The sequence below is a fragment of the Micromonospora sp. WMMA1947 genome, assembly GCF_027497355.1.
Classification (GTDB): domain Bacteria; phylum Actinomycetota; class Actinomycetes; order Mycobacteriales; family Micromonosporaceae; genus Micromonospora.
This window is the reverse complement of the sequence record NZ_CP114909.1, coordinates 5,601,739-5,625,838: the sequence shown is the minus strand read 5'-3', so window position 1 is coordinate 5,625,838 and position 24,100 is coordinate 5,601,739. Positions and strand designations below refer to the sequence as shown.

Here is a 24,100-nt window from a genome sequence, read left to right as displayed (position 1 = left end):
GGGGAGCCCATGAGCGACACGGTCTACGAGAACGCCCGCGTCCACACCCTCGACCCGGCCCGCCCGTACGCCGAGGCGATGCTGGTCCGCGGCGAGCGGATCGTCGCCGTCGGTGACCTCGCCGAGTGCCGGGACCGGGCCGGCAGCGGCGCCCGCCGGGTCGACCTCGGCGCAATGGCCGTGCTGCCCGGCCTGATCGACAGTCACATCCACGCCGCGTCCTACGTGCGCGGGCTCGACCAGGTGGACCTGCGCGGCACGGCGAGCCTCGACGAGGCGCTGACCCGGATCGCGCGGCACGCCGCCACGCTGCCGCCGGACGCCTGGCTGTTCGGCGGCGGGTGGGACAGCAACAAATGGGCCCGGCCGGTGCAGCCGACCCGTACCGACCTGGACCGGGTCTGCCCGGACCGGCCGGCGGCGCTGCCCAGCGTCGACGGCCACACCATCTGGGTGAACACCGCCGCCCTGGCCCGCCTGGGCATCGACGCCGCCAGCCCCGACCCGCCCGGCGGGCAGATCGCGCGGGACGAAAACGGCGAGCCGACCGGCATCCTGCGCGAGGCGGCGGCCGACGCGGCGTACGCGGTGGTGCGCTCCCCGCACGCCGGTGACCTGGTGGCCCAGCTGCGCGCGCACCTGCCCCGGCTGCTCGCCGCCGGCCTGACCAGCATCCACGACCTCGACGGGCAGGACGCCCGCGCCGCCTACGAGACGCTGTACGCCCGGGGCGAGCTGCCGCTGCGGGTGCACAAGACGATCCCCGCCACGGCCCTGGACGAGGCGATCGACGCCGGCTGGGCCACCGGGGACGGGGACCGCTGGCTGAGCACCGGCCCGGTGAAGATCTTCACCGACGGCGCGCTCGGCTCACACACCTGCCTGATGACCGAGCCGTACGACGGCGAGCCCGGCAACCACGGCATCGCTGTCACCCCGGCGGAGGAGTTCGAGCGGCTGGTGGCGACCGCCGCCGGGGCCGGGATCGCGGTGGCCGCGCACGCCATCGGCGACGCGGCGAACCGGATGGTGCTGCGGGCGTACGCGCGCCGGCGCGAGTCGGCGGAGCCCGGCGCGGTGGCGCGGCTGCGGCACCGGATCGAGCACACCCAGCACCTGCTGCCGGACGACGTGCCGCTGCTCGCCCGCAACGGCGTGATCGCCTCGATGCAGCCCACCCACTGCACCAGCGACATGCCGCTGACCACCCGGATGCTCGCTTGCCGCGGGCTCGCCTCGTACGCCTGGCGCAGCCTGCTCGACGCCGGGGCTGTCGTGGCGTTCGGGTCGGACGCCCCGGTGGAGGACCCCGATCCGTTCTTCGGCATCCACGCCGCGGTGACCCGCCAGCAGCCCGACGGCACCCCGCCCGGCGGCGTCGACCCGCACGAGCGGCTCGACCTGGACACGGCGTTGCGCTGCTTCACCGAGGCGGGCGCGTACGCCTCCTACGAGGAGCACCTGAAGGGCCGGCTGCGCCCCGGCATGCTCGCCGACTTCATCGCGCTGCCCACCGACCCGTACCGGGTCGACGCGGCGGAGCTGCGGGATCTGACCGTGGCGCTGACCGTGGTCGGTGGCGTGGTGCGCTGGCAGCGCTGACCGTGTCCCGCCCGGACGCCGCTGTCCGGGCGGGACACGGCTCTCAGGCGCCCTTGACCCAGTCCAGGCCGAACCGGGCGAAGTAGATGCCGCCGGTGTCGCCCACCTCGTACAGGTTGCCGACAGTGCCGTCGGCCAGCACCGCCATCGTCGAGTAACCGGCGGCGCCGGGCTTGACCAGCGCCCGCGCCGGCCAGGTCGCACCGTCGTCCGTGGACAGCCGGACGGTGAGGTCGTTGCGCGTGGTCGGGTGCGCGTTGTTGCTGAACAGCGCCGTGCGGGTGCGTACCGGCGCCCGGTTCGCGCCGACCTCGGCGGGCCGCAGGTAGGACATCTCGTCGGCGTTGCAGAGCGGGTCGGTCAGCACGGTGCTCGCCGTCGCCGGGCCGAACGTGGCGGCGCCGTCGGTGGACGTGGCGGAGAAGCGGCTGCGGGTCGAGTTGTGCCGCATGTTCTGGACCACCGCGCCGGTGCCGCGCTCGATCGCCTTGCTCTCGTTGATGTTCCCGCCGGCGGATCCGCCGCGCCGCCACGTCGCGCCGTGGTCGTCGCTGTAGATGTTCGCGGCGTGGCTGGTGCCCGCGGAGTCCCGGTAGGCGATCGGCTGGATCAGGCGGCCGGTGCTGGTCTGGATGCCGTGGCCGGAGGAGAAGAACACCTGCCGCCAGGTGGGGTCCTTGACGGCCGGGTTCAGCTCCACCGGGGCGCTCCAGGTGGCGCCGTTGTCCCGGCTGGTGATGTAGCGCAGGTGCATGCTGTTCGGATCGTCGGCGGTGTTCAGGCCGGAGCCGCCGGACCAGAAGCTGATGCCGGGCCGGGGGGAGTAGGTGAAGAAGCAGTAGACGACGCCGGTGGCGCGGTCCACGAGGAGGCTGGGGTCGCCGACGCCCTCGCTGGTGGTGGGCGGGGCGTGGATGACGCGCGGCTGCTCGAAGGTGCGCCCGCCGTCGGTGCTGCGGATCATCACGATCTGGATGTTGTTGGTGCCACCGCCGAGGTCGTACGAGCCGTTGACCCGGGCGTCGGCCACGGCGATGACGGTGCCGCTGTTGGTGACGGCCAGGCCGGGGATGCGGACCGAGGCGACGGTGCCGTCGTAGCGGCCGTTCCCGCCGTTGAGGCCGCGGATCACGGTCTGCGTGGTCAGCAGCGTGGTGGTGGCGAGCTGCGGGTTGCCGGCACCCAGGTCGCAGGAGGTGGTGCCGCGCAGCGTGGTGTCGAAGCCCGGCGCGGTGACCCGCAGCGTGTACGGGACGCCGGCGCCGACGGTCCAGTAGTGCAGGAAGTTGCCGCCGGCGGCGATCGTGCGGGTCCACGGTGAACCGGTGCGTCCGGGCCAGGTGACGGTGAAGTCCCGGGCCGTCGTGGTGCGGTTCTCCAGGGCGAGCTGGAGGCGGCCGTTCGTGCAGTCGAAGCCGGCCAGCGCGGACATGCCGGTGCCGCAGTGGAAGATGCCGCTGGTGGTCTCGTCCAGGCCGGTCGGGGTCGTGGTGCGCAGCGTGTACGGCGTGCCGGGGGACAGCGTCCAGTACAGCTCGGCGTTGCCACCGGCGGCGACCGTGCGGGTCCACGGCGACCCGGAGCGACCCGGCCAGGTGACGGTGTAGGTCTGCGTCGTGGTGCTGCGGTTGTCGAGGTCGAGCAGCAGCCGGCCGGCGGTGCAGTCGGCGCCGACGGTGGCGGTCACGCCGGCGGGGGCGGCGGCCTGGGCGGCGGTGGCGGGCAGGACGGAGAGCAGGGTGAGGGCGGCCGCCGCGAGGACGGTTGCACGGCGCGGTATGGCGCGGCGAGCGGACACGTGGTTCCTTCCGGGGACGGGGGAGGGGGAATCGGACCGCCTATCTGACGTCAGATGTCCGATGTCTGCACGCTAGGCGGGTTCACCCTTGCCCGTCAAGGATCGGTTCCCGTCGACGTCCCGTCCGGTTCGTGAGCGCTCGGCCCTGGTGTGGCGGCCGATCGGCGTACGGGACCTTCGACCAGGTTCGAACGACAGGTCCCGGCGTACGGCGGATCAGGGCTGCGCGGCGCGGGCGATGCTCGCCCGGATCGGCGCGTAGTGCTCGGCGATGGCCGAGCGCAGCGCCGCCGCGTCGCCCGCCGTGAGGGCGGAGACGATCGCCTGGTGCCGCTGGGCGGTGATGACCCGGTCCTCCGGTTCGGTGCGCAGGGTGGGCGCGACGATCGCCTGCACCTGCCAGAACGCCTCGGTCAGCTGAACCAGCAGGTCGTTGCCGAGGGGTTCCATCAGCTTCAGGTGGAAGGCCCGGTCGACGTCGAGGAAGTCCTCGCCCCGGGCGGCCCGGCTGTGCATCTCGTCGGCGAGGGCGGACAGCTCGGACCGGTGCCGCTCGTCCAGCGCCTCGATGACGGTGGCGGCCAGGCCCTGTTCCAGCGTCTGCCGGATGTCGACGACCTGGGCCAGGACGTGGTGGTCGTCCTCGCCGCTGAGCAGGCCGCGGAACGTCAGGCTCTCCACCAGGGCGTTGAGGGACATGCGGCCGACGAACGTGCCGTGGCCGTGGCGCACCTCGACGATGTCGAGCGCGGAGAGGATCTTGACGGCCTCGCGGACGCTGGAGCGGCTGGCGCCGACGGCCTCGCACAGCTCGGTCTCGGTGGGCAGGAGGTTTCCCGGCTTGAGGCGGTTGCGCAGGATGTACTCCTTGATCCTGGTGGCGACCTCCTGCCGGCGAGGGCTGGGCCGCTCGGCGCCGCGTAGCGGACTGGCGTCAATGGTCGTCATCTGGCCCTTGCCCTTCGTTCCCGAATCTGTCACTCTCACCCTACCGGCATCAGACGTCAGACGTCATACACCTTATGCTTCACATCCCCGAGCGCGAGCGGTCACGCGAGCGCATGAAGAGCCTATGGAGGCAGCTACGTGAGCACCACCGGTAAGCCGTCCGGGAGTCGGCGCGCCCTGCGAGGCCGCGTCCGCTCCCTGGCCGTCGCCTCCCTCGCGGGCGGCCTCGCGGTCGCGCTGGCCGCCTGCAGCGGTGGCCCCGCCTCGACGAACGCCGTGGGTAACGGGAAGGGGGGCACGTCGATCGAGGCCACGCTGGCGTTCACGCTCTCCAGTGGTTTCGATCCCAGCAACGCCTCCTCGGCCGTGGCGACCGCGGTCAACCAGCACGTCTTCGAGGGCCTCGTCGACCTCGACCCGATCACGCGGGAACCCTACAACGCCCTGGCCAAGAGCGACCCGACCCCCGGGGCCGACGGCCGGACCTACACCGTGACGCTGCGCGACGGGGCGAAGTTCTCCGACGGCACCCCGGTCACCGCCGAGGACGTGGCGTGGTCCTTCACCCGGGTGCTCAAGCCCGCGGACCCGAAGGCGCCGCCGCTGATGCAGGGCTTCGTGTCGTTCCTCGACACCGTCACCGCCAAGGACGCCACCACCGTCGAGTTCACGCTGAAGTACCCGTTCGCCCTGTTCAGCGAGCGCATCTCGGTGATCAAGGTCGTCCCCAAGGCCAAGACGGGTGACGCGGCCGCGGCCAAGGCGTTCGACACCGCCCCGATCGGGTCCGGCCCGTTCAAGGTGGACAGCGCGTCCAAGGAATCCGGCATCAAGCTGAGCAAGAACGCGAACTACAACGGCCCGCGCGCCGCCAGGGTCGAGACGATGACGTGGAACACCACCACCGAGGCGTCGGCCCGCGTGTCGGACCTGCAGGGCGGCCGGGTGCAGGCCATCGAGGCCGTGCCGTACCTGAACGTCGACTCGCTCAAGGACAAGTACACGATCGACGTGAAGCAGGCCTTCAACCAGGTCTTCCTCATGTTCAACAACGCCGCCGCGCCGTTCAGCGACAAGCGGGTGCGCCAGGCCCTGCACTACGCCATCGACAAGGAGGCGGTCATCAAGACCGCGCTCAACGGCTACGGCAGCCCGGCGACCAGCTACCTCGACGAGGGCAACAAGGCGTACCAGAAGGCCGCCACGGTCTACGACTACAACCCGGACAAGGCCAAGGCCCTGCTCCAGGAGGCCGGCGTCACCAACCTGTCGTTCCGGCTCGACACCACCGACAGCTCGGTGGTCAAGGACGTCGCCCCGCTGGTCATCGAGCAGTGGAAGAAGATCGGCGTCACCGCCACGCTCAACACCGTGCCGTCCTCGGCCATCTACGGCGACATCGTTCCCAAGGACACCTTCCGGGTGCTCATGGCCACCGGTGACCCGAGCGTCTTCGGCGTCGACACCGACCTGCTGATGCGCTGGTACTACTTCGGCGAGACCTGGCCGGGCCAGCGTTACCGCTGGAGCGACGCCGACCGCAAGGCCATGGGCGACCTGCTGGACAAGGCCGCGCAGACCTCCGACGAGGCGGCCCGCAAGGAGCTGTGGAAGCAGGCCCTGGACATGGCGGCGGACCAGGTGCCGCTGTACCCGATCCTGCACACCAAGGTCGTCACCGCGTACGACCCGGCCAAGGTGGACGGCTTCTCCGGCGCCTCCACCACCGGCCTGTACTTCCTGGGCACCGGCCGAACCGGCTGAGCCCACGCGCGGGGTTCCGGCCCCGCAGACGTCCCGCCCGGCCCACGTGACCCGTGCGGCCGGGCGGGCGTCCCGGCGCCCCCGCCACGAGAAAGAGAATCCATGCTGACCGTCCTGAACCTGGTCGCACGACGATTCCTGACGCTGATCCCCCTGGTGCTGGGCATCACGCTCTTCGTCTTCGTGATCATGCAGTTCTCCCCGATCGACCCGGCGTTGTCCGTCCTCGGTGACCAGGCCACGCCGGCGCAGGTCGAGGCGTTCCGTGCCGCCAACGGCCTCAACGACCCGCTGCCGCTGCGCTACCTGCACTTCCTCGGCGACCTCGTCCGCGGCGACCTCGGCATGACGTTCCCGCCGTCGGTACCGGTCGCCGAGAAGATCGCCATGGCGCTGCCGCTGACCATCCAGCTCACCGCGCTCGGCGTCGTCGGCGCGCTCGTCATCGCGCTGGCCCTCGGCATCCCGGCCGCCCTGTACCGGGACCGCTGGCCCGACCAGGTCATCCGGATCGTCTCCATGGCCGGCATCGCCACGCCCTCGTTCTGGCTGGCCCTGCTGTTCATCCAGGAGTTCTCGGTCCGCCGCCCGATCTTCCCGACCGGCGGCTACGTCAACCCCGCCGACTCGGTCGGCCTGTGGTTGCAGTCGCTGGCCATGCCCGCCCTGGCGCTGGCCGTACCGGTCGGCTGCTCGCTGGCCCGCATCGTCCGGACGTCCATGGTCGAGGAACTCGACAAGGACTACGTCCGCACCGCGATCGGCGCCGGCCTGCCGCCGCGCGTGGTGATCGGCCGCAACGTGCTGCGCAACGCCCTGGTCAACCCGCTCACCGCGCTGGGCCTGCGGATCGGCTACCTCATCGGCGGCACCGTCGTCATCGAGGCCATCTTCTCGCTGCCCGGCATGGGCACCCAGATCATGAGCGCGGTGCAGCAGAACGACACCGCGCTCGCCCAGGGCACCGTGCTGACCATCGCGCTCTGCTTCGTGCTGGTGAACCTGGTCGTCGACATCCTCTACCTCTTCGCCAACCCCCGACTGCGCGGAGGCCACTGATGCGCCGGTCCCTCACCACCCGGCTGTCCCGCCCCGGCATGGCCTTCGCCCGTCTCGGTCTCGCGGCCCGGTTCGCGCTCGGCTTCGTCGCGCTCATCGTCGTGGTCGGCGTGCTGGCCCCGCTGCTGCTGCGCCACGACCCCACCCAGACCGGGCTCGGTCCGGCGCTGACCGGCCCGAACGGCGACTTCTGGTTCGGCCTGGACAAGCTCGGCCGCGACGTGTTCTCCCGGCTGGTCGCCGGCACCCGCCGCTCCCTGATCGTCGGCTTCGGCGCGGCCGGCATCGCGCTGGTGCTCGGCGCGATCCTCGGCGCGATCGCCGGCAGCAGCCGCACCGTCGTCGACGAGATCATCATGCGCTGCCTCGACGTGGTCATGGCCTTCCCCACGATCGTGCTCTCCGCGCTGCTGATCATCTCGTTCGGCAAGAACAGCCTGCTGGTCCTCGTCATCGCGATCGGCTTCGTGTTCACCCCGTCGGTCGCGCGCATCGTCCGCGCCAACGTGCTGTCCCAGTACGGCGAGGACTACGTGGCCGCCGAGCGGATCATCGGCGCCCGGCGACCGCACATCCTCTGGCGGCACGTCCTGCGCAACTGCGCCGCGCCGATCCTCGTCTTCGTCACCGTCATGGTCGCCGACGCGATCGTGTTCGAGGCGTCGCTGTCCTTCATCGGCGGCGGCCTCGCCCCGCAGGAGGCGGCCTCCTCGTGGGGCTCGGTGATCGCGTTCGGCAAGGAGATGGTGCAGATCGGCGGCTGGTGGGCCACCTTCTTCCCCGGCCTGCTGATCCTGCTCACCGTGCTGGCGCTCAACGTGCTCTCCGAGGGCATGTCCGACGCCTGGGCCGCCCCGGCGGCGCGCCGCGCCACGTCCACCACCAGCGGTGACGCGCTGGAGCAGGCGAAGCCCGGCACCGGTGAGGTGGTCGAGCTGCCGGGCTTGGCCGAGGCGGCACGGCGGCTGCGTGAGCGCGCCCGCCCGCTGCCGCAGGGCAAGCCGGTCCTTCGGGTCAGCGACCTGTCGATCGGTTTCGAGGGCCGCCACCGCGGCGTGGACATCGTCGACGGGCTCTCCTTCGACGTCCGCCCCGGCGAGGTCGTCGGCCTGGTGGGGGAGTCCGGCTCCGGCAAGTCGCTGAGCGTCCTGGCCGTGATGGGCCTGCTGCCGCAGGGCGCCCGGGTACGCGGCGAGATCCGCTTCCAGGACACGAACCTGCTGAAGCTGAACGCCAAGGGCCGCCGCGCCCTGATGGGCCGCGAGATCGCCATGGTCTACCAGGACGCCCTGTCGGCGCTGAACCCGGCGCTGCGCGTGGGCGCCCAGCTCGCCCAGATGATCCGGCGCGGCGGCACCCGCTCGGCCGAGGAACTCATGCGGCTGGTCGGGCTGGACCCGCGGCGCACGCTCGCCGCGTACCCGCACGAGCTGTCCGGCGGGCAGCGGCAGCGCGTGGTGATCGCCATGGCGCTGTCCCGCGACCCGAAGCTGATCATCGCGGACGAGCCGACCACAGCGCTCGACGTCACGGTGCAGGCCCAGGTGATGAAGCTGCTGCTGGACCTGCGTGAGCGGCTCGGCTTCGCCCTCATCCTGGTCAGCCACGACCTCGCCCTGGTCAGCGACGTCTGCGACCGGGTCGTGGTGATGTACGGCGGCCAGATCGTGGAGACCGGCGTGACCGCCGACGTGATGGAGGCGCCCGCCCACCACTACGCCCGCGGGCTGCTCGGTTCCGTCCTGTCCCTGGAGACCGGCGCGGAACGGCTCACCCAGATCCGCGGTGTGGTGCCGTCACCCGCCGACTTCCCGAAGGGCTGCCGGTTCTCCGACCGCTGTCCGATGGCGACCGAGATCTGCCGGGACACCGCGCCCGCCCTGGAGGGCACGGACGGCCACGGGTACGCCTGCCACCACCCCGCCGTCACCGTCAGCGAGAAGGAGCCGGCCCGATGAGCGCCACCGCCGAGCACCGGCCGATCGCCGAGCTGAGCGACGTGCACGTGGTGCACGCCGCGCGCGGCGGCGGCATGTTCAGCCGGGAGAAGGTCTACGCGCTCACCGGCGCCGACCTGGTGATCCGGGCCGGTGAGACGGTCGGCATCGTGGGCGAGTCCGGCTGCGGCAAGTCCACGCTCGCCAAGGTTCTCGTCGGCCTGCAGCGGCCGACCGCCGGCACGGTGTCGTTCGCCGGCAAGGACGTGTGGTCGATGAGCGCCGCCGAGCGGCGCGAGCACATCGGCGCGGGCGTCGGCATGATCTTCCAGGACCCGGCCACCTCGCTGAACCGCCGGATGCCGGTACGCGACATCCTGCGTGACCCGCTGGACGTGCACCGCCGGGGCACCCGGCAGCAGCGCGAGCAGCGGGTGTCCGAGCTGATGTCGCTGGTGGGCCTGCCCCGCTCGGTCGCCGACGTGCTGCCCAGCCAGCTCTCCGGCGGCCAGCGCCAGCGGGTGTCCATCGCCCGTGCGCTGGCCCTGGAACCGGGTCTGGTCATCGCCGACGAGCCGACAAGCGCGCTGGACGTGTCGGTCCGGGCCCAGATCCTCAACCTGCTGCTGGACCTCAAGGACCGGCTCGGCCTGGCCATGGTGCTGGTGTCGCACGACATCCAGACCGTCAAGCGGGTCAGCGACCGGGTCGTCACCATGTACCTGGGCCGCATCGTCGAGCAGACACCGGCCGGCCTGCTGCCCGAGGGCGGCCGGCACCCGTACACCCGGGCCTTGTTCTCGGCCACGCCGGGCCTGCTCTCACCGATCGAGCCCATCCCGCTGGTCGGCCCGGTCCCGTCGGCCACCCGGCCGCCGAGCGGCTGCCCGTTCCGGACCCGCTGCTGGGCCGCCACCGACGGCTGCGCCGTGGACATGCCGGCGCCGCGCCCCGCCGAGGGCGAGGGCCACGAGTTCCGGTGCCACCACCCGGTGCCCGCCGGCACCGCGAACACCGAACTGGTCGCGCTCGCCACCCCGGCGGCCGGCCGCACCACAACTGAGTCTGTCGAGGAGAACCTGTGACCACCCCAGCCCCGCGGTTCGCCGGAGTCGTGCCGCCGGCCGTGACCCCCCTGACCGATGAGGGCGAGGTCGACGTCCACTCGCTGGAACGGCTGGTCGAGTGGCTGCTCGACGCCGGCGTCGACGGCATCTTCGCCCTCGGCAGCTCCGGCGAGACGGTCTTCCTCACCGACCGGCAGCGGGACCTCGCGCTGGAGACCATCGTGAAGACCGCCGGCGGCGCCGTGCCGGTCATCGCCGGCTGCATCGAACCGACCACCCGCCGGGTCGTGGAGCGGGCCGAGGCGTCCACCCGGCTGGGCGCGGACGGCCTGGTCGTCACCGCGCCGTTCTACGCCATCGTCGGCCCGCACGAGATCGAGCGGCACTTCCGCGCGGTCGCCGCGGCGGTCGAGCTTCCGCTGCTGGCGTACGACATCCCGGTCTGCGTGCACAGCAAGCTTTCCGTCGACCTGCTGACCCGGCTCGCCGCCGACGGTGTGCTGGCGGGTGTCAAGGACTCCAGCGGCGACGACGTCGCGTTCCGCCAGCTGGCGCTGGCCGTCGCCGAGCACGCGCCGGAACGCGACTTCAGCCTGCTCACCGGCCACGAGGTGGTGGTCGACGCGATGATGCTCGCCGGTGGCTCCGGCTCGGTGCCGGGACTGGGCAACGTGGACCCGGCCGGGTACGTGCGGCTGCACCGGGCGTGTGTGGCCGGCGACTGGGCCGCGGCCCGCCGGGAGCAGGACCGCCTGACCCGGCTGTTCCGCATCGTCGACGCGGCCGACCCGGCCACCTCGGCGGGCGCCACCCGGGGCGTCGGCGCGTTCAAGACCGCGCTGTCCCTGCTCGGCGTCATCGCCGGCAACGCGGTGTCGCTGCCGCTGCGGCCGCTGGACGCCGCCGAGACGGGCCGCGTGCGTACCCAGCTGGAACTGGCCGGGCTGCTCTGACCATGCCCGAGGTGAGCACGACCGGTCTGGTCGCCGCGCTCGACATCGGCGGCACCAAGACCACCGCCGCCCTGGTCACCGCCGCCGGCGAGGTCGTCGGCCGGCGTACCGCGCCGACACCGGGTCGCTCCGGGGCCGCCGCGGTGCTCGACACCGCCGCCGGCCTGGTGGAGACGCTGCGGACGGGCGCGCCGGCTGTCGTACGGGCGCTCGGTGTGGGTAGCGCCGGAGTGATCGACAGCGGCTCCGGCCTGGTGCTGTCCGCCACCGACGTGCTGACCGGGTGGACCGGCACGGACCTGCGCGGCCACCTGGGCCGGCGTCTGGGCGTGCCGGTCACCGTGGTCAACGACGTGCACGCCCACGCGCTGGGCGAGGCGCGTCACGGCGTCGCGGCCGGGTACGACACCGTGCTCTACGTCGCGGTCGGCACCGGCGTCGGCGCGTCGTTCGTCCTCGGGGACACGGTGCTCGCCGGTGCGCACAGCGCGGCCGGGCACGCCGGGCACCAGCCGTCCCCGTACGCCGGAACGCTGCCCTGCACCTGCGGCGGGCGCGGGCACCTGGAGGCGATCGCCGCCGGGCCCGCGCTCACCGCCGAGTACGTCCGGCGTACCGGCCGGCCGGTGGCCGACCTGCGGGCCGTCGCCGCGCTCGCCGCGGACGGCGACGAGACGGCCCGGGAGGTCGTCCGGCTCGGCGGCGCGGCTGTCGGCTCCGCCGTCGGCGGCCTGGTCAACGTGCTCGACCCCGCCGCCGTGGTGATCGGCGGTGGCGTCACCGGGCTCGGCGAGCCGTGGTGGCGGGCGCTGCGTGACGCGGTGCCCGCCGAGACGCTGCCCGCCCTGGCCGGCGTGCCGGTCCTCGCCTCCACCCTCGGCCCCGACGCGCCGCTGCTCGGTGCCGCCTCGCTCGCCTGGAAGGTCTCATGAACGCGCTCGTCGACCAGCTCCGTGACCGCCTGGTCGTCTCCTGCCAGGCGTACCCGGGTGAGCCCATGCGCGACCCGGACACCATGCGCCGGGTCGCGCTCGCCACCGCACGCGGCGGCGCCGCCGGCATCCGCGCCCAGGGGCCGGCGGACATCGCGGCCATCCGCGCGGCGGTGGACCTGCCGCTGATCGGGCTCTGGAAGGACGGCGACGACGACGTCTTCATCACCCCCACGCTGGAGCACGCGCTCGCCGTCGCCGACGCCGGGGCGCACGTCGTCGCGCTCGACGGCACGTCCCGGCCCCGGCCCGACGGCCGTACGCTCGCCGACACGATCGCGGCCGTGCACGAGCGCACCGGCGCGCTGGTGATGGCCGACTGCTCCACGCTGGACGAGGGCATCGCCGCCGCCGCCGCGGGCGCCGACCTGGTCGGCACCACGCTGGCCGGCTACACCGCGTACACCAGGAAGGGCGACGGGCCGGACCTGGACCTGGTCGCCCGGCTCGCCGCCGCGGTCGACGTCCCGGTGGTCGCCGAGGGACGCATCCACACCCCGGAGCAGGCCGCGCAGGCGCTGCGGGCGGGCGCGTGGACGGTGGTGGTCGGCACCGCCATCACCCACCCGACCACCATCACCGGCTGGTTCGCCTCCGCCGTACGGGAGGCCGCGTCGTGCCGCTGACCGACCTCGACCTGGCCGGCTGCCTGGCGTACCGGCCGGAACTGGACGTGCCGGCGGATCTGGACGCGTTCTGGGCGCGCACGCTCGACGGCGGCGGTGACCCGCAGCCGGCGCTCTACGAGCCGGTCGACACCGGGCTGACCCAGATCCGGACGTACGCCGCCACGATCCCCGGTTTCGGCGGCGAGCCGGTACGCGGATGGATGCACCTGCCCGCCGGGGCCGACGGGCCGCTGCCCTGCGTGGTCGAGTACCTCGGCTACGGCCGGGGCCGCGGCCTGCCGCACGAGAAGCTGTTCTGGGCCGCGGCCGGCTTCGCGCACCTGATCATGGACAGCCGGGGTCAGGGCTGGAGCGCCGCCACCGGCGGCACGCCCGACCCGCACCCCTACCCGGCCGGCACCGTGCCCGGCTTCCTCACCCGTGGCGTCGACGACCCGGCCGAGCACTACTACCGGCGGCTGATCACCGACGCGGTCCGGTTCGCCGAGGCCGCCCGGCGGCACCCGGCCGTCGACCCCGCCCGGGTGGCGGTGACCGGCTTCAGCCAGGGCGGCGGCCTCGCCCTCGCCGCCGCAGCGCTGTGCCCGGACGTGGTCGCGGTCATGCCGGACGTGCCGTTCCTGTGCGACATCCGCCGGGGCGTGCGCGTCGCCGGCCCGGACAGCCCGTACGCCGAGGTCGTGGAATATCTCGCGCTGCACCGCGACCGCGCCGACCGGGTGTTCGGCACCCTGTCCTATCTGGACGCCGCCGTGCTCGCGCCGCGCGCCACCGCGCCCGCGCTGTTCTCGATCGCGCTGCGCGACCAGGTCTGCCCGCCGTCGACCTGCTTCGCCGCCTACCACCGCTACGGCGGCGACAAGGACGTGCGGGTGTACGAGTTCAACGACCACGAGGGCGGCGAGGCGGCACACCAGCGCGAACAGCTCACCTGGCTACGCGGGATCCTGGGCGGCTAGCGGGCGCGTTCCACCACGTAGTCGGTCAGCTCCAGCAGGAACCGGCCGTCCTCGGTGTCGGCGGCGGCGCCCAGCGCCCGCTCACCCTCGCGGCGGGCCGCCAGCGCGAGATCCCGGGCGCTGTGCCGCGCCGACTCCACGCAGTCGTACGCGAGCAGCCGCCCGCGCAGCCAGCGCACCTCGGCGTCGGTGCGCTCCGCGCGGGTACGGCTCAGCAACCGCACGAGCCGCTCGCGTTCCTCCGGTGTGCACCGTCGCATGAAGTCGATCAGGATCAGCGTGCGTTTGCCCTCCCACAGGTCACCGGCGATCTCCTTGCCGTACCGGGCGTAGTCGCCGGTGAGGTTGAGCGCGTCGTCCTGGATCTGGAACGCCGCACCCAGATACCAGCCGTACCGGTCGAGCACGTCGACCGCGTTCTCCCGGCCGGTCGCCACGAGAACGCCGGTGCGGCACGGGTAGATGCACGTGTACCAGGACGTCTTCTTCAGGCACATCCGGTAGTAGTCGTCGGCGTCCAGGTCGCACACGTTGTCGCGGATCCAGCCGATCTCGATCGCCTGCCCCTCCAGCGAGTGGCGCATCATCAGCTCGGTCTCGGTGAACAGCCGCCAGGCGATCCCGGAGCCGAGCGCCGCCCGGTTCGCGGCCAGCCGCCGCAGCGCCAGCAGGTTCGTCATGTTGCCGACGTTCAGGGCCACGCCCACGCCGTACTCGGCGTGCAGGGTCCGCCCGCCGCGCCGCTGCTCGCTCTCGTCCTGGATGTCGTCGTGGATGAGGAAGGCGTTGTGGAACAGCTCCACCGTCACGGCGGCGTTGAGGCCCACCGCGTCGCCGCCGCCGAACGCCCGGCACGTGGCCAGGCACAGCGCGGCGCGCAGCCCTTTGCCCCAGCGCCGGGGGTACTCCGCGACCAGGTCGTAGAGGTATCGCGGGCCGCCGTCGGGCACGTCGTCGAGCAGCGCGCCGAGGGCGAGCCCGCGATAGCGCTCCAGCATCCGTTCCACGTGCCCGCCGGCCACCCCGGCGGTCGGCGCCATCGCGCGGCTACCGGTCCGTCGGCCGCTTCGGGGCCGGCGACGCCAGCCGGTCCGCGAGCCCGTTTGCCACCTCGGGGGCCAGCCGCGCCAGATTGAGTACGGTGTCCAGCGCGTCGTGCGCGTCCGACGTGTACCGCCGGATCACCTCACCGCGCTGTTCGTCGGCCATCTTCAGCTGCCCGACCACGGTGTCGATCAGGGCGTGCCCGTCGGTGCGGACCCGGGCGACGAGTTCGTCGAACGCCTCCGGGTCCACGCGCCGGTTCTCGGTCAGCTTCTCCTCGAGCCGCCGGGCGCCGGCCAGCCCCGCCGCGAGTTCCTCCTCCAGCACCGTGGCCGCGTGGGTCACGGTCTCCGAGGTCTCCTCGGCCACCTTCTCGAAGCGCTCGTTCACGCGCTCACGCTTGCCGTCTGTCATGGGCGAAGTGTCACCGGACCAGGGACGACACACCAGGCGAGTGTCGCCATGGTGACTGAGCGTGGCCGACTCGGGTGGCCTTGCGGCCTGGGTACGGGTACTCAGCGCAGTACCGTCTCGTCGCTCATGTGCCGGCGTCGCGGCCTCGACAGGATTCTTGTCATGGCCGAGACGCTGCACCGACACGCCGCCGCGCGTACCGTCGACACGCCGCTGCCCGCCGAGGCCGCGCTGGCCCCCGCCGGCCGCGCCGTCGCCGCGATGGCCCGGCTCATCGCCCACCACCCCGCCGGCTGGCGGTGGCTGGCCCGGCGTCACCACCCGGTCCTGGACCGGCTCGCCGCCGCGAACGCGCGGTCGACCTGCGTGCGCGCCGCCCGGCGGGTGCCCGCCTACCAGGCGTTTTTGCGGGCCCGCCCGGGCGGCCTGCGCCGCCGGCTGCGGGACTTCCCGGAGACCGACAAGCGTGGGTACGTCATGGCGTACGACGCCTCGGCCCGGTGCCGGGACGGGCGGATGCCGGAGCGGGGCGTGGTGGTCGACGAGTCGGCCGGCTCGTCCGGGCGCCCGTTCAACTGGCCGCGCGGCGAGCGGGAACTGCGGGCGGTGCACCGCGACATCGTCGGCTACACCGGACTGGCGTTCCCGATGCGCCGCCCGTTCGTCATCAACGCGTACTCGATGGGCGCCTGGGCGACCGGCACCACCACCGGCGCGGCGATGGCCCGGATCGCCACCGTGAAGAACACCGGCCCCGACCTCGGGAAGATCGTCGACACGCTGCGCGAGTTCGGTCCCGGCCACGACTACCTGGTGACCGCGTACCCGCCGTTCCTCAAGCACCTGCGGGACCGGCTCGACGCCGAGGACTTTCCGTGGTCGCGGTACCGGATCTTCGCCAGTTGCGGCGGCGAGGGCATGACCGAGGCGCTGCGCGACTACCTGGAACAGCGGTTCGTGCGGGTGCGCTCGGCGTACGGGGCGTCGGACCTGACCATCGGCATCGGCGCGGAGACCCGGTTCACGGTGTGGCTGCGGCGGCGGCTGCGCACCGACGCGGGACTGCGGGCGGAACTGCTCGGCGCGGGTGAGCAGCGGCTGCCGATGGTGTTCCAGTACAACCCGTTCGCCACCTACCTGGAGACGAACGAGCGGCGCGAACTGCTGTGCACAGTGGCGAGCCCGGACGTGCTCCAGCCCCGGCTGCGCTACAACGTCGGTGACGAGGCGCTGCTGGTGCCGTACCGGCGGATCGTCGAACTGGCGCACGCCGACCCGGTACGCCGCGCCGAGTTCCGTACCGCGGTGTCCGAGGAGCGGATGACGCTGCCACTGCTGCTGCTGTTCGGCCGCAGCGACTCCACGGTGTCCTACCTGGGCGCGAACCTCTACCCCCAGGACGTCGAGTACGGCCTGTACACCGGCAACCCGTACGCCGCCGAGATCAACAGGTTCTGCCTGACGCTGCACGAGGACGCGGCGCTGGAGACCCGGCCGGTGATCCACGTCGAGCTGCGCCGCCCGCTGGACGACGCGGCCCGCGCGGCGCTCGCCGACGCGTGCCGCGACGGGGTACGCGCGCACCTGACCTCGGTGTCGCGGGACTTCGCGCAGTCCCTGGTGGAGGACCCGACCGCCGGTGACCTGCGCGTGGAGCTGCACGAACCGGACGGCGGCCCGTTCGCCGGCATGCAGAAGATCAAGAACGTCTACCTGGTGAGGTGAACGATGCGTACCCGTGACTTCTCCCGCGCCCCGGCGCAGGCCCGCGCCGGCGCCATGTTCATCGGCGGCACCCGGTACGCGAACCCGCTGGTGCTGCTGCGCCTGGCCCCCGACTGGATCCGGATGGTGCGGGACATGCGCCGGATGTCCGGCTACTGCTGGCACACCGTCTACTGGCAGTTCCCGCTGACGCTCGGCACCATCGCGTTCTTCACCGACCGGGACGCGCTGCTGCGTTTCGCCCGCACGCGGCACCACCGCAAGCTGATGATGTGGCTGACCGACGGGGACCGCAACGCCACCGCCGGGTTCATCCGGCTCTACACTGCCTCCCCGGACGGCTACTCAAACGGCGCGTGGCGGGCCGAGGACGGCGCGATGGGCCACATCGAGCGGTTCACGCCGCTGGGCGCGGAGACGACCGGACCGGCGGTGCGCCGGTGACCGGCCACCGGTTCGAGCGCGTCACCGGCCGGCGCGGCCTGCGCGACTTCCTCGCCCTCACCGACCGGCTGTACGCCGACGAGCCCCGGTACGTGCCGACGCCCCGGCAGCAGATCCGCCGCTGGTGGCGCGACGGCGTGCCGATGTACGTGCTGCGCGACGCCACCGGCGCCGTGGCCGGGCGGACCACGCTGCACACCGACGCGGACCTCGACACCAAGCTGGGCCGCCGGTGCCAGCTGTTCGGGCTCACCGAGTTCACCGCTCCCGCCGCCCGGCCGCTGTTCGACGCGATCGCCGCACACGCGAAACCCGGCCGGGACCTGCTGTTCGGGCCGGTGGCGCTGCTGCCCAACCAGGCCGGTGGGGTGATCACCTCGGGGTACGCCGACCGGGGCTTCGTGGACAGCGCGTGGAACCCGCCGCACTACCCGGAGGCGTACGAGGAGAACGGGTTCACCGGCCGGTTCGTCTCCGACACCTGGATCTGCCCGGTGCCGCCGCCGGCCGGGCCGCCGCCCGCGCTCGGCGTCCAGCCCGACGGCGCGCGGCTGGAGCTGCACCGGGGGAGCACCCGGCGGCTCGACGAGCAGCTCGACCTGCTGCGGGGGATGCTCAACGACTCCTTCGCCCAGCTCGGCTACTACACGCCGATCTCGGCAGCCCAGCTGCGGCGGCAGACCGACGGGCTGGCGTACCTGCTGGACGAGTCCCTGCTGCTCTACCTGACCCGCGACGGGCGACCGGTGGCGTTCGTGCTCTGCGTGCCGGACATCAGCGACTTCCTGGTCGCGGTGCGCGGTGACCTGAACCCGGTCAGCCAGTTGCGGCTGCTGGCCACCCGGCGCCGGTACCGGCGGGAGGCGGTGCTGATCGTCAAGGGGGTGGTGCCGGAGTTCCAGGGGCGCGGCTACCAGCGGCTGCTGTCGGAGCACCTGCACCGCAACCTGCACGACGGCGGCTACACGGCGCTGCGCAGCACGTACGTCGGGCGGGACAACCCGGCGTCCGCGGCCCAGTACCGGCGTCTCGGCGGACGCCCGTTGCACGGCTACACGTTCTACGCCAAGGAGCGGTGACCATGGACCTCGCCGCGTTCCGCGCGCTGGAGCCGCTGTGCTGGCGGGCGCCGAGCGCCCACAACACCCAGCCGTGGCGGCTGCGCTACGAGCGCTGGGCGATCACCGTCGGCTGGGACCCGGCCGACGCGCTGCCCGCCGGGGACCCGACCGGGCGGGACCTGCGTCTGTCGCTCGGCGCGTTCGTGGAGACCTGCCTGATCGTCGCCGCCGACGCGGGGCTGCGGCTGGACTGGGCCGCCGACCACGACGAGTCCGACCGGCGGGTGGGGCGGCTGCGTCCGGCTCGGCAGCCGTACCGGACGCCGTTCCGCACCGCCGACGTGTGGGACCGGCGTACCCACCGGGGCCGGTTCACCGGCGGCCCGGACGCCGACGTGGTCGCGGCGGTGGACGCGGTCGCCCGGCGGGCCGGTGGCACGGCCCGCGTCGTGCCGGCGGCCGGACGGCTGCGCGCGCTGCTGCGCACCGCCGACCGGCAGGTGTACGCGGACCCGGCGGTGGTCGCGGAGCTGCGCCGCTGGCTGCGCCTGGACCGGGCGGGCCCGCGCTACCGGACCGACGGGCTCTCCGACCGCTGCCTCGGGCTGGGCCGGGCGTCGGCCACCGGGCTGCGGGCGGCGCTCGCGGCGTACCCGGCGTTGCGTCCGCTCGGGCTGCCCCGGCTGCTCGCCGCCGCGGGCGGTGATCCGCTCGCGCAGGGCGGCGCGGTGCTGGCGCTCGTCGCCCCGCCGGATCTGGACGCGGCCGGCCAGGTCGAGTTCGGCCGCGTGCTGATGCGGACGTGGCTGACGCTGCACACGGCCGGGCTGGCCGCGCACCCGCTCAGTCAGCTCGTCGACGTCGCAGCCACCCGGGACGCGCTCGGGACGCTGCTGGACGTGGCGCCGGAGCGCATCGTGCACGTGGCCCGGGTGGGCCGGCCGGCCGCCCCCGCGCCCCGCTCGGCCCGGCGCGTGAAACACGGATCGGAACTGTTAGCGGTAACACCCCTTGACGCGATGTCACTTCATCCATGAGAGTCCATGTTGGCTGATGTGTCGCCCGGTCGGGAGCCCTGGGCGCGTAGTGGCAGAAACGCGGCGTCCGGGTGCGCGAGCGAAACCTGTTAGCGATAACAGCGCCGTCGCGCACCCGGGCCCGCCCTCTGATCTGCGCGGTTGGGAGCAACCATGTCTGAAGTGACACGACGAAACATCATCAAGGCCACCGCGGCGGGCGCCGGTGCCGCGCTGGTGCCGGCCGCCTGGAGCGCGACCGCGCGCGCCGGCTCGGCGGCGCCACCACAGGTGCTGGCCGCGAACGACCTGGCACTCTGGTACGACGAACCGGCCGGCACCGACTGGCTGCGCGCCCTGCCGATCGGCAACGGGCGGCTCGGCGCGATGGTGTTCGGCAACATCGACACCGAACGGCTCCAGCTCAACGAGGACACCGTCTGGGCCGGCGGCCCGTACGACTCGGCCAACACCCGGGGCGCGGCCAACCTGGCCGAGATCCGGCGCCGCGTCTTCGCCGACCAGTGGACCTCGGCGCAGGACCTGATCAACCAGACCATGATGGGCAGCCCCGGCGGTCAGCTCGCCTACCAGACCGTCGGGGACCTCCGGTTCTCCTTCGGGTCGGCGAGCGGGGCGACGCAGTACAACCGGACGCTCGACCTCACCACCGCCACCGTCACCACCACGTACGTGCTCAATGGCGTACGGCACCAGCGGGAGGTGTTCGCCAGCGCCCCCGACCAGGTCATAGTGCTCCGGCTGACCGCCGACCGGGCGAACGCGGTCACGTTCTCCGCCGCGTTCGACAGCCCGCAGCGGACCACGGTGTCCAGCCCGGACGGCGCCACGATCGCGCTCGACGGCATCTCCGGCTCGATGGAGGGGGTCAACGGCTCGGTGCGGTTCCTCGCGCTGGCCAACGCCGCCGTCACCGGTGGCACGGTCAGCAGCTCCGGCGGCACGCTGCGGGTATCAGGCGCCACCAGCGTGACGGTCCTGATCTCGATCGGCACCAGCTACGTCAACTACCGCACCGTCAACGGCGACTACCAGGGCATCGCCCGCAACCGGCTGAACGCCGCCAAGGGCGTCGCCGTCGACCAGCTCCGTTCCCGCCACCGCGCCGACTACCAGGCGCTGTTCGACCGGGTCACGATCGACCTGGGCCGTACCGCCGCCGCCGACCAGCCCACCGACGTACGGATCGCGCAGCACGCGAGCGCGAACGACCCGCAGTTCGCCGCGCTGCTGTTCCAGTTCGGGCGGTACCTGCTGATCTCCTCGTCGCGGCCGGGCACCCAGCCGGCGAACCTCCAGGGCATCTGGAACGACTCGCTGACGCCGTCCTGGGACTCGAAGTACACGGTCAACGCCAACCTGCCGATGAACTACTGGCCGGCCGACACCACGAACCTGTCCGAGTGCCTCCTGCCGGTCTTCGACATGGTCAAGGACCTCACGGTGACCGGCGCGCGGGTCGCCCAGGCGCAGTACGGCGCCGGTGGCTGGGTCACCCACCACAACACCGACGCCTGGCGGGGCGCGTCGGTCGTGGACGGCGCGTTCTGGGGCATGTGGCAGACCGGCGGGGCCTGGCTGAGCACGCTCATCTGGGACCACTACCTGTTCACCGGCGACAGCGGATTCCTGCAGGCCAACTACCCGGCGCTCAAGGGCGCCGCCCAGTTCTTCCTCGACACCCTGGTCGCCCACCCGACACTCGGCTACCTGGTGACGAACCCGTCGAACTCGCCGGAACTGGCGCACCACGCGAACGCCAGCGTCTGCGCCGGGCCCACGATGGACAACCAGATCCTGCGTGACCTGTTCGACGCCGCGGCCCGGGCCAGCGAGGTGCTCGGCGTCGACACCACCTTCCGGTCCCAGGTGCGCACGGCCAAGGACCGGCTGCCCCCGAGCCGCGTCGGCTCCCGGGGCAACGTGCAGGAGTGGCTCGCCGACTGGGTGGAGACCGAGCGCACCCACCGGCACGTCTCCCACCTGTACGGGCTGCATCCCAGCAACCAGATCACCAGGCGGGGCACCCCGGCGCTGTACGAGGCCGCCCGCAGGACGCTGGAGCTGCGCGGCGACGACGGGACCGGCTGGTCCCTCGCCTGGAAGATCAATTTCTGGGCGCGGCTGGAGGACGGTGCCCGCGCTCACAAGCTCCTGCGCGACCTGGTCCGCACCGACCGGCTCGCGCCGAACATGTTCGACCTGCACCCGCCGTTCCAGATCGACGGCAACTTCGGCGCCACCTCCGGCATCGCGGAGATGCTGCTGCACAGCCACACCGGCGAGCTGCACCTGCTGCCCGCGCTGCCGAGTGCCTGGCCCGCCGGGCAGGTAGCGGGCCTGCGCGGCCGGGGTGGCTACACGGTGGCGCTGGCCTGGAGCAACAGCCAGGCCGACGAGATCACCGTCCGCGCCGACCGCGACGGCACGCTGCGGCTGCGGTCCCGGCTGTTCACCGGCACCTTCACCCTCACCGACGTCACCGACGGCAGCACACCCGCCACCACCCGCCCGGAGTCCGACGTCGTCGCGTTCACCGTCCGGGCCGGGCGCACCTACCGGGCGGCCCGGCCCGGCGTGACGCCGTCGCCGACGGCCACACCGACGTCCACGCCGTCACCCACTCCGACCCCGACGCCGACCCCGACCCCGACCCCGACCGTCAGTTCCCCGGCGCCGTCCGGCGCGCGTGCCACGTACGCGATCACCGGCTCCTGGTCGGGCGGCTTCCAGGCCGAGGTCACGGTGACCGCCGGCGCCACCGCGATCCGCGGCTGGACGGTGTCCTGGACGTTCCCGAACGGCCAGGTGATCAACCAGATCTGGAGCGGCACGCACACCCAGAACGGCGCGAACGTGACCGTACGCAACGTCGACTACAACGGCTCGGTGCCGGCCGGCGGCTCCACCACGTTCGGCTTCATCGGCTCGGCCGGCGGCACCAACAACCCGCCGGCGAACCTCACCTGCACGACCAGCTGAGCACCGGCGCGCCCCGCCGCGGCCACCCGGCCGGGGCGGGGCGTACCGCCGGTCAGGCCAGCAGCGTCTCGCGCAGCCGCGCACCCAGGTTCAGCTCGCCGACCACCCGGGGACCCGCCGGGTCGTACACGGCGATGCGGTGGTTGCGGCGCATCATCTCCCGCACCGCGGGAGGCAGCCGGGGCGGGTCGTCCATCGTCGCGAGCACCCGGGCGCCGGTGCCCATCAGCCGCTCCACGAGCGTCGCGCTGTCGGTGTCCACACGCACCCGGCCGAACTCCCAGCCGGCCGTGGTCAGGTCGAGCACCTCGAACAGGCGCGTCACCAACGGCTGCGGGTCGGTGACCCGGTCCAGCCGGTCGGCCCGCCCGCCCACCACCGCCACGGCGGCGCTGACCTGCGCGTACGGGTGCAGCCCGCTGGGCAGCGCGCCGAGCGGCCAGCGCAGCGCGGGCCCGGCCTCCTTCCACAGGGGCCGGTAGTTGCGGCGGTGCACCAGCAGCCGCCGCCCGGTGCGCCGGAACACCTCCTGCGCCTGGGCCAGCAGGTCCGCGTGCGCCTGGTCGGCGGCCTCGCAGACGATCCCGGCGGCCACCACGAGACCGTCGTCGTCGGACAGCAGCCGGGTGATCGCGTCGGCCTGCTCCGGGAACCGGAGGCGGGCGTGCGCCCCGTAGGACCGCCGCACGTCCCGCAGCAGCTCCTGCTGACGTGCGGGGTCCAGTTCGACCCGTCCGCCACCGAGCAACCGCTGGAGCCAACCCATCGCGCCTCGCTTCCGTCGCCGTCTGCGGACCGGGCAATGCTAGTTCGTCGGCCGATGCTCGTATGGTGACGGGGTGACCGATCGATCCCTGACCCTGATGGCGGTGCACGCGCACCCCGACGACGAGGCGACGAGCACCGGCGGCGTCCTGGCGCGCTACGCGGCCGAGGGCGTCACCACGGTGCTCGTGACGTGTACCGACGGGGGGTGCGGCGACGGTCCCGGCGGGATCAAGCCGGGCGACCCCGGGCACGACCCGCAGGCCGTGGTCGAGATGCGCCGCGCCGAGCTGGCTGCGAGCTGCGAGGCGCTGAAGGTCACCCACCTCGAGACGCTCGGCTACGGCGACTCCGGGATGATGGGCTGGGCGACGAACGACGCGCCCGGCGCGTTCTGGAACACGCCGGTGGCCGAGGCGGCCGACCGGCTGGCCGAGCTGATCCGGCGCTACCGCCCCGACGTGGTGGTCACCTACGACGAGAACGGCTTCTACGGCCACCCGGACCACATCCAGGCCCACCGCATCACCATGGCCGCGGTCGAGCAGACCGGCATCCCGGCCAAGGTCTACTGGACCACCGTGCCGCGCAGCGCGTTCCAGCAGTTCGGCACCGTCATGCGGGAGATCGGGGTGGAGTTCCCCGAGCCGGAGGCGACCGACGAGATGCCGGCGCTGGGCCTGCCGGACGAGGACATCACCACCTGGGTCGACACCCGCGGCTTCGGCGGGCAGAAGTTCGCCTCGCTCGCCGCCCACGCCAGCCAGGCGGAGAACATCTTCTTCCTGCGCCTGGGCCAGGAGCGGTTCACCGAACTGATGGGCATGGAGACGTTCGTGCGCGTGCGCGACACCACCGGCGCGGCGACGCCGGAGGACGACCTGTTCGCCGGGTTGCGCTGACCGGTCGCGGGCCCGGCC

The 24,100-nt window shown here is 73.1% G+C and carries 20 protein-coding genes; 15 read left to right on the top strand and 5 right to left on the bottom strand.

Annotated elements, in window-relative coordinates; translation table 11 throughout:
- Window positions 1–9: 9 nt before the first annotated feature.
- Window positions 10–1,602, top strand: a complete 1,593-nt coding sequence (locus tag O7604_RS26545; protein WP_281578147.1) for an amidohydrolase — start codon at window positions 10–12, stop codon at window positions 1,600–1,602.
- Between the two features lie 43 nt (window positions 1,603–1,645).
- Here O7604_RS26545 and O7604_RS26540 read toward each other — a convergent pair whose 3' ends face one another.
- Together O7604_RS26540 and O7604_RS26535 are read right to left on the bottom strand one after the other, a co-directional pair.
- Window positions 1,646–3,400, bottom strand: coding sequence for an exo-alpha-sialidase (locus O7604_RS26540; protein WP_281578146.1), 1,755 nt, complete (start codon window positions 3,398–3,400; stop codon window positions 1,646–1,648).
- Between the two features lie 216 nt (window positions 3,401–3,616).
- Window positions 3,617–4,348 (bottom strand): FadR/GntR family transcriptional regulator, encoded by a 732-nt coding sequence (locus tag O7604_RS26535; RefSeq protein ID WP_269706721.1) that lies wholly within the window; start codon window positions 4,346–4,348, stop codon window positions 3,617–3,619.
- A 138-nt stretch (window positions 4,349–4,486) separates the two neighbouring features.
- Here O7604_RS26535 and O7604_RS26530 point away from each other — a divergent pair, with 138 nt between their 5' ends.
- The 8 genes from O7604_RS26530 to O7604_RS26495 all read left to right on the top strand — a co-directional run bounded on the left by O7604_RS26530 (window position 4,487) and on the right by O7604_RS26495 (window position 13,708).
- On the top strand, window positions 4,487–6,112 hold the full coding sequence (locus tag O7604_RS26530; protein WP_281578145.1) for an ABC transporter substrate-binding protein: 1,626 nt from the start codon (window positions 4,487–4,489) through the stop codon (window positions 6,110–6,112).
- A gap of 102 nt (window positions 6,113–6,214) precedes the next feature.
- A complete protein-coding gene (locus O7604_RS26525; protein ID WP_013285836.1) occupies window positions 6,215–7,171 on the top strand; it encodes an ABC transporter permease in 957 nt (318 codons plus the stop codon).
- On the top strand, window positions 7,171–9,129 hold the full coding sequence (locus O7604_RS26520; protein WP_281578144.1) for a dipeptide/oligopeptide/nickel ABC transporter permease/ATP-binding protein: 1,959 nt from the start codon (window positions 7,171–7,173) through the stop codon (window positions 9,127–9,129). The genes O7604_RS26525 and O7604_RS26520 overlap by 1 nt, the downstream gene beginning before the upstream one ends.
- Window positions 9,126–10,193 carry an ABC transporter ATP-binding protein gene (locus O7604_RS26515; RefSeq protein ID WP_281578143.1) on the top strand — a complete coding sequence of 356 codons (1,068 nt, stop codon included), beginning with the start codon at window positions 9,126–9,128 and terminating at the stop codon, window positions 10,191–10,193. The genes O7604_RS26520 and O7604_RS26515 overlap by 4 nt, the downstream gene beginning before the upstream one ends.
- The gene (locus tag O7604_RS26510) at window positions 10,190–11,128 is read left to right on the top strand and encodes a dihydrodipicolinate synthase family protein (RefSeq protein WP_262014527.1); all 939 of its coding nucleotides are present in this window, start codon (window positions 10,190–10,192) and stop codon (window positions 11,126–11,128) included. Before O7604_RS26515 ends, O7604_RS26510 begins: the two co-directional genes overlap by 4 nt.
- Window positions 11,129–11,130: 2 nt before the next feature.
- On the top strand, window positions 11,131–12,060 hold the full coding sequence (locus O7604_RS26505) for an ROK family protein (RefSeq protein WP_281578142.1): 930 nt from the start codon (window positions 11,131–11,133) through the stop codon (window positions 12,058–12,060).
- Complete coding sequence (locus tag O7604_RS26500) at window positions 12,057–12,746, top strand: N-acetylmannosamine-6-phosphate 2-epimerase (protein WP_281578141.1); 690 nt, start codon at window positions 12,057–12,059, stop codon at window positions 12,744–12,746. The genes O7604_RS26505 and O7604_RS26500 overlap by 4 nt, the downstream gene beginning before the upstream one ends.
- Window positions 12,737–13,708 carry an acetylxylan esterase gene (locus tag O7604_RS26495; protein ID WP_281578140.1) on the top strand — a complete coding sequence of 324 codons (972 nt, stop codon included), beginning with the start codon at window positions 12,737–12,739 and terminating at the stop codon, window positions 13,706–13,708. Before O7604_RS26500 ends, O7604_RS26495 begins: the two co-directional genes overlap by 10 nt.
- Here O7604_RS26495 and O7604_RS26490 read toward each other — a convergent pair.
- Entirely contained in the window at window positions 13,705–14,748 is a 1,044-nt protein-coding gene (locus O7604_RS26490; RefSeq protein WP_281578139.1) for a polyprenyl synthetase family protein, read from the bottom strand. The genes O7604_RS26495 and O7604_RS26490 overlap by 4 nt on opposite strands.
- A 7-nt stretch (window positions 14,749–14,755) precedes the next feature.
- Window positions 14,756–15,166: a hypothetical protein gene (locus O7604_RS26485; RefSeq protein ID WP_281578138.1), complete on the bottom strand. Its 411-nt coding sequence runs from the start codon at window positions 15,164–15,166 to the stop codon at window positions 14,756–14,758.
- Window positions 15,167–15,328: 162 nt separating this feature from the next.
- On the opposite strand from O7604_RS26485, the gene O7604_RS26480 reads away from it, so the two are divergent.
- From O7604_RS26480 to O7604_RS26460, 5 genes are all read left to right on the top strand, one after another.
- Window positions 15,329–16,891: a phenylacetate--CoA ligase family protein gene (locus tag O7604_RS26480; protein ID WP_281578137.1), complete on the top strand. Its 1,563-nt coding sequence runs from the start codon at window positions 15,329–15,331 to the stop codon at window positions 16,889–16,891.
- A gap of 3 nt (window positions 16,892–16,894) precedes the next feature.
- A complete protein-coding gene (locus tag O7604_RS26475) occupies window positions 16,895–17,335 on the top strand; it encodes a hypothetical protein (RefSeq protein WP_013285846.1) in 441 nt (146 codons plus the stop codon).
- The gene (locus O7604_RS26470) at window positions 17,332–18,414 is read left to right on the top strand and encodes a hypothetical protein (RefSeq protein ID WP_281578136.1); all 1,083 of its coding nucleotides are present in this window, start codon (window positions 17,332–17,334) and stop codon (window positions 18,412–18,414) included. The genes O7604_RS26475 and O7604_RS26470 overlap by 4 nt, the downstream gene beginning before the upstream one ends.
- Window positions 18,415–18,416: 2 nt before the next feature.
- Window positions 18,417–19,433: a nitroreductase gene (locus O7604_RS26465; protein ID WP_269706709.1), complete on the top strand. Its 1,017-nt coding sequence runs from the start codon at window positions 18,417–18,419 to the stop codon at window positions 19,431–19,433.
- 153 nt (window positions 19,434–19,586) lie between these two features.
- On the top strand, window positions 19,587–22,415 hold the full coding sequence (locus tag O7604_RS26460) for a glycoside hydrolase N-terminal domain-containing protein (RefSeq protein ID WP_281578135.1): 2,829 nt from the start codon (window positions 19,587–19,589) through the stop codon (window positions 22,413–22,415).
- A 52-nt stretch (window positions 22,416–22,467) separates the two neighbouring features.
- Here O7604_RS26460 and O7604_RS26455 read toward each other — a convergent pair whose 3' ends face one another.
- Entirely contained in the window at window positions 22,468–23,181 is a 714-nt protein-coding gene (locus O7604_RS26455) for a hypothetical protein (RefSeq protein WP_281578134.1), read from the bottom strand.
- A 73-nt stretch (window positions 23,182–23,254) separates the two neighbouring features.
- Between O7604_RS26455 and O7604_RS26450 the strand changes: the two genes are divergently transcribed.
- Window positions 23,255–24,082 (top strand): PIG-L family deacetylase, encoded by an 828-nt coding sequence (locus tag O7604_RS26450; protein ID WP_281578133.1) that lies wholly within the window; start codon window positions 23,255–23,257, stop codon window positions 24,080–24,082.
- The last annotated feature ends 18 nt before the right edge of the window (window positions 24,083–24,100 follow it).

Bases quoted from the DNA above. Each gene is read 5' to 3' on its own strand.
- O7604_RS26545 (WP_281578147.1), top strand. From the start codon at position 10: ATGAGCGACACGGTCTACGAGAACGCCCGCGTCCACACCCTCGACCCG.
- O7604_RS26535 (WP_269706721.1), bottom strand. From the start codon at position 4,348: ATGACGACCATTGACGCCAGTCCGCTACGCGGCGCCGAGCGGCCCAGC.
- O7604_RS26525 (WP_013285836.1), top strand. From the start codon at position 6,215: ATGCTGACCGTCCTGAACCTGGTCGCACGACGATTCCTGACGCTGATC.
- O7604_RS26520 (WP_281578144.1), top strand. From the start codon at position 7,171: ATGCGCCGGTCCCTCACCACCCGGCTGTCCCGCCCCGGCATGGCCTTC.
- O7604_RS26515 (WP_281578143.1), top strand. From the start codon at position 9,126: ATGAGCGCCACCGCCGAGCACCGGCCGATCGCCGAGCTGAGCGACGTG.
- O7604_RS26505 (WP_281578142.1), top strand. From the start codon at position 11,131: ATGCCCGAGGTGAGCACGACCGGTCTGGTCGCCGCGCTCGACATCGGC.
- O7604_RS26500 (WP_281578141.1), top strand. From the start codon at position 12,057: ATGAACGCGCTCGTCGACCAGCTCCGTGACCGCCTGGTCGTCTCCTGC.
- O7604_RS26490 (WP_281578139.1), bottom strand. From the start codon at position 14,748: ATGGCGCCGACCGCCGGGGTGGCCGGCGGGCACGTGGAACGGATGCTG.
- O7604_RS26485 (WP_281578138.1), bottom strand. From the start codon at position 15,166: ATGACAGACGGCAAGCGTGAGCGCGTGAACGAGCGCTTCGAGAAGGTG.
- O7604_RS26480 (WP_281578137.1), top strand. From the start codon at position 15,329: ATGGCCGAGACGCTGCACCGACACGCCGCCGCGCGTACCGTCGACACG.
- O7604_RS26475 (WP_013285846.1), top strand. From the start codon at position 16,895: ATGCGTACCCGTGACTTCTCCCGCGCCCCGGCGCAGGCCCGCGCCGGC.
- O7604_RS26465 (WP_269706709.1), top strand. From the start codon at position 18,417: ATGGACCTCGCCGCGTTCCGCGCGCTGGAGCCGCTGTGCTGGCGGGCG.
- O7604_RS26460 (WP_281578135.1), top strand. From the start codon at position 19,587: ATGTCTGAAGTGACACGACGAAACATCATCAAGGCCACCGCGGCGGGC.
- O7604_RS26455 (WP_281578134.1), bottom strand. From the start codon at position 23,181: ATGGGTTGGCTCCAGCGGTTGCTCGGTGGCGGACGGGTCGAACTGGAC.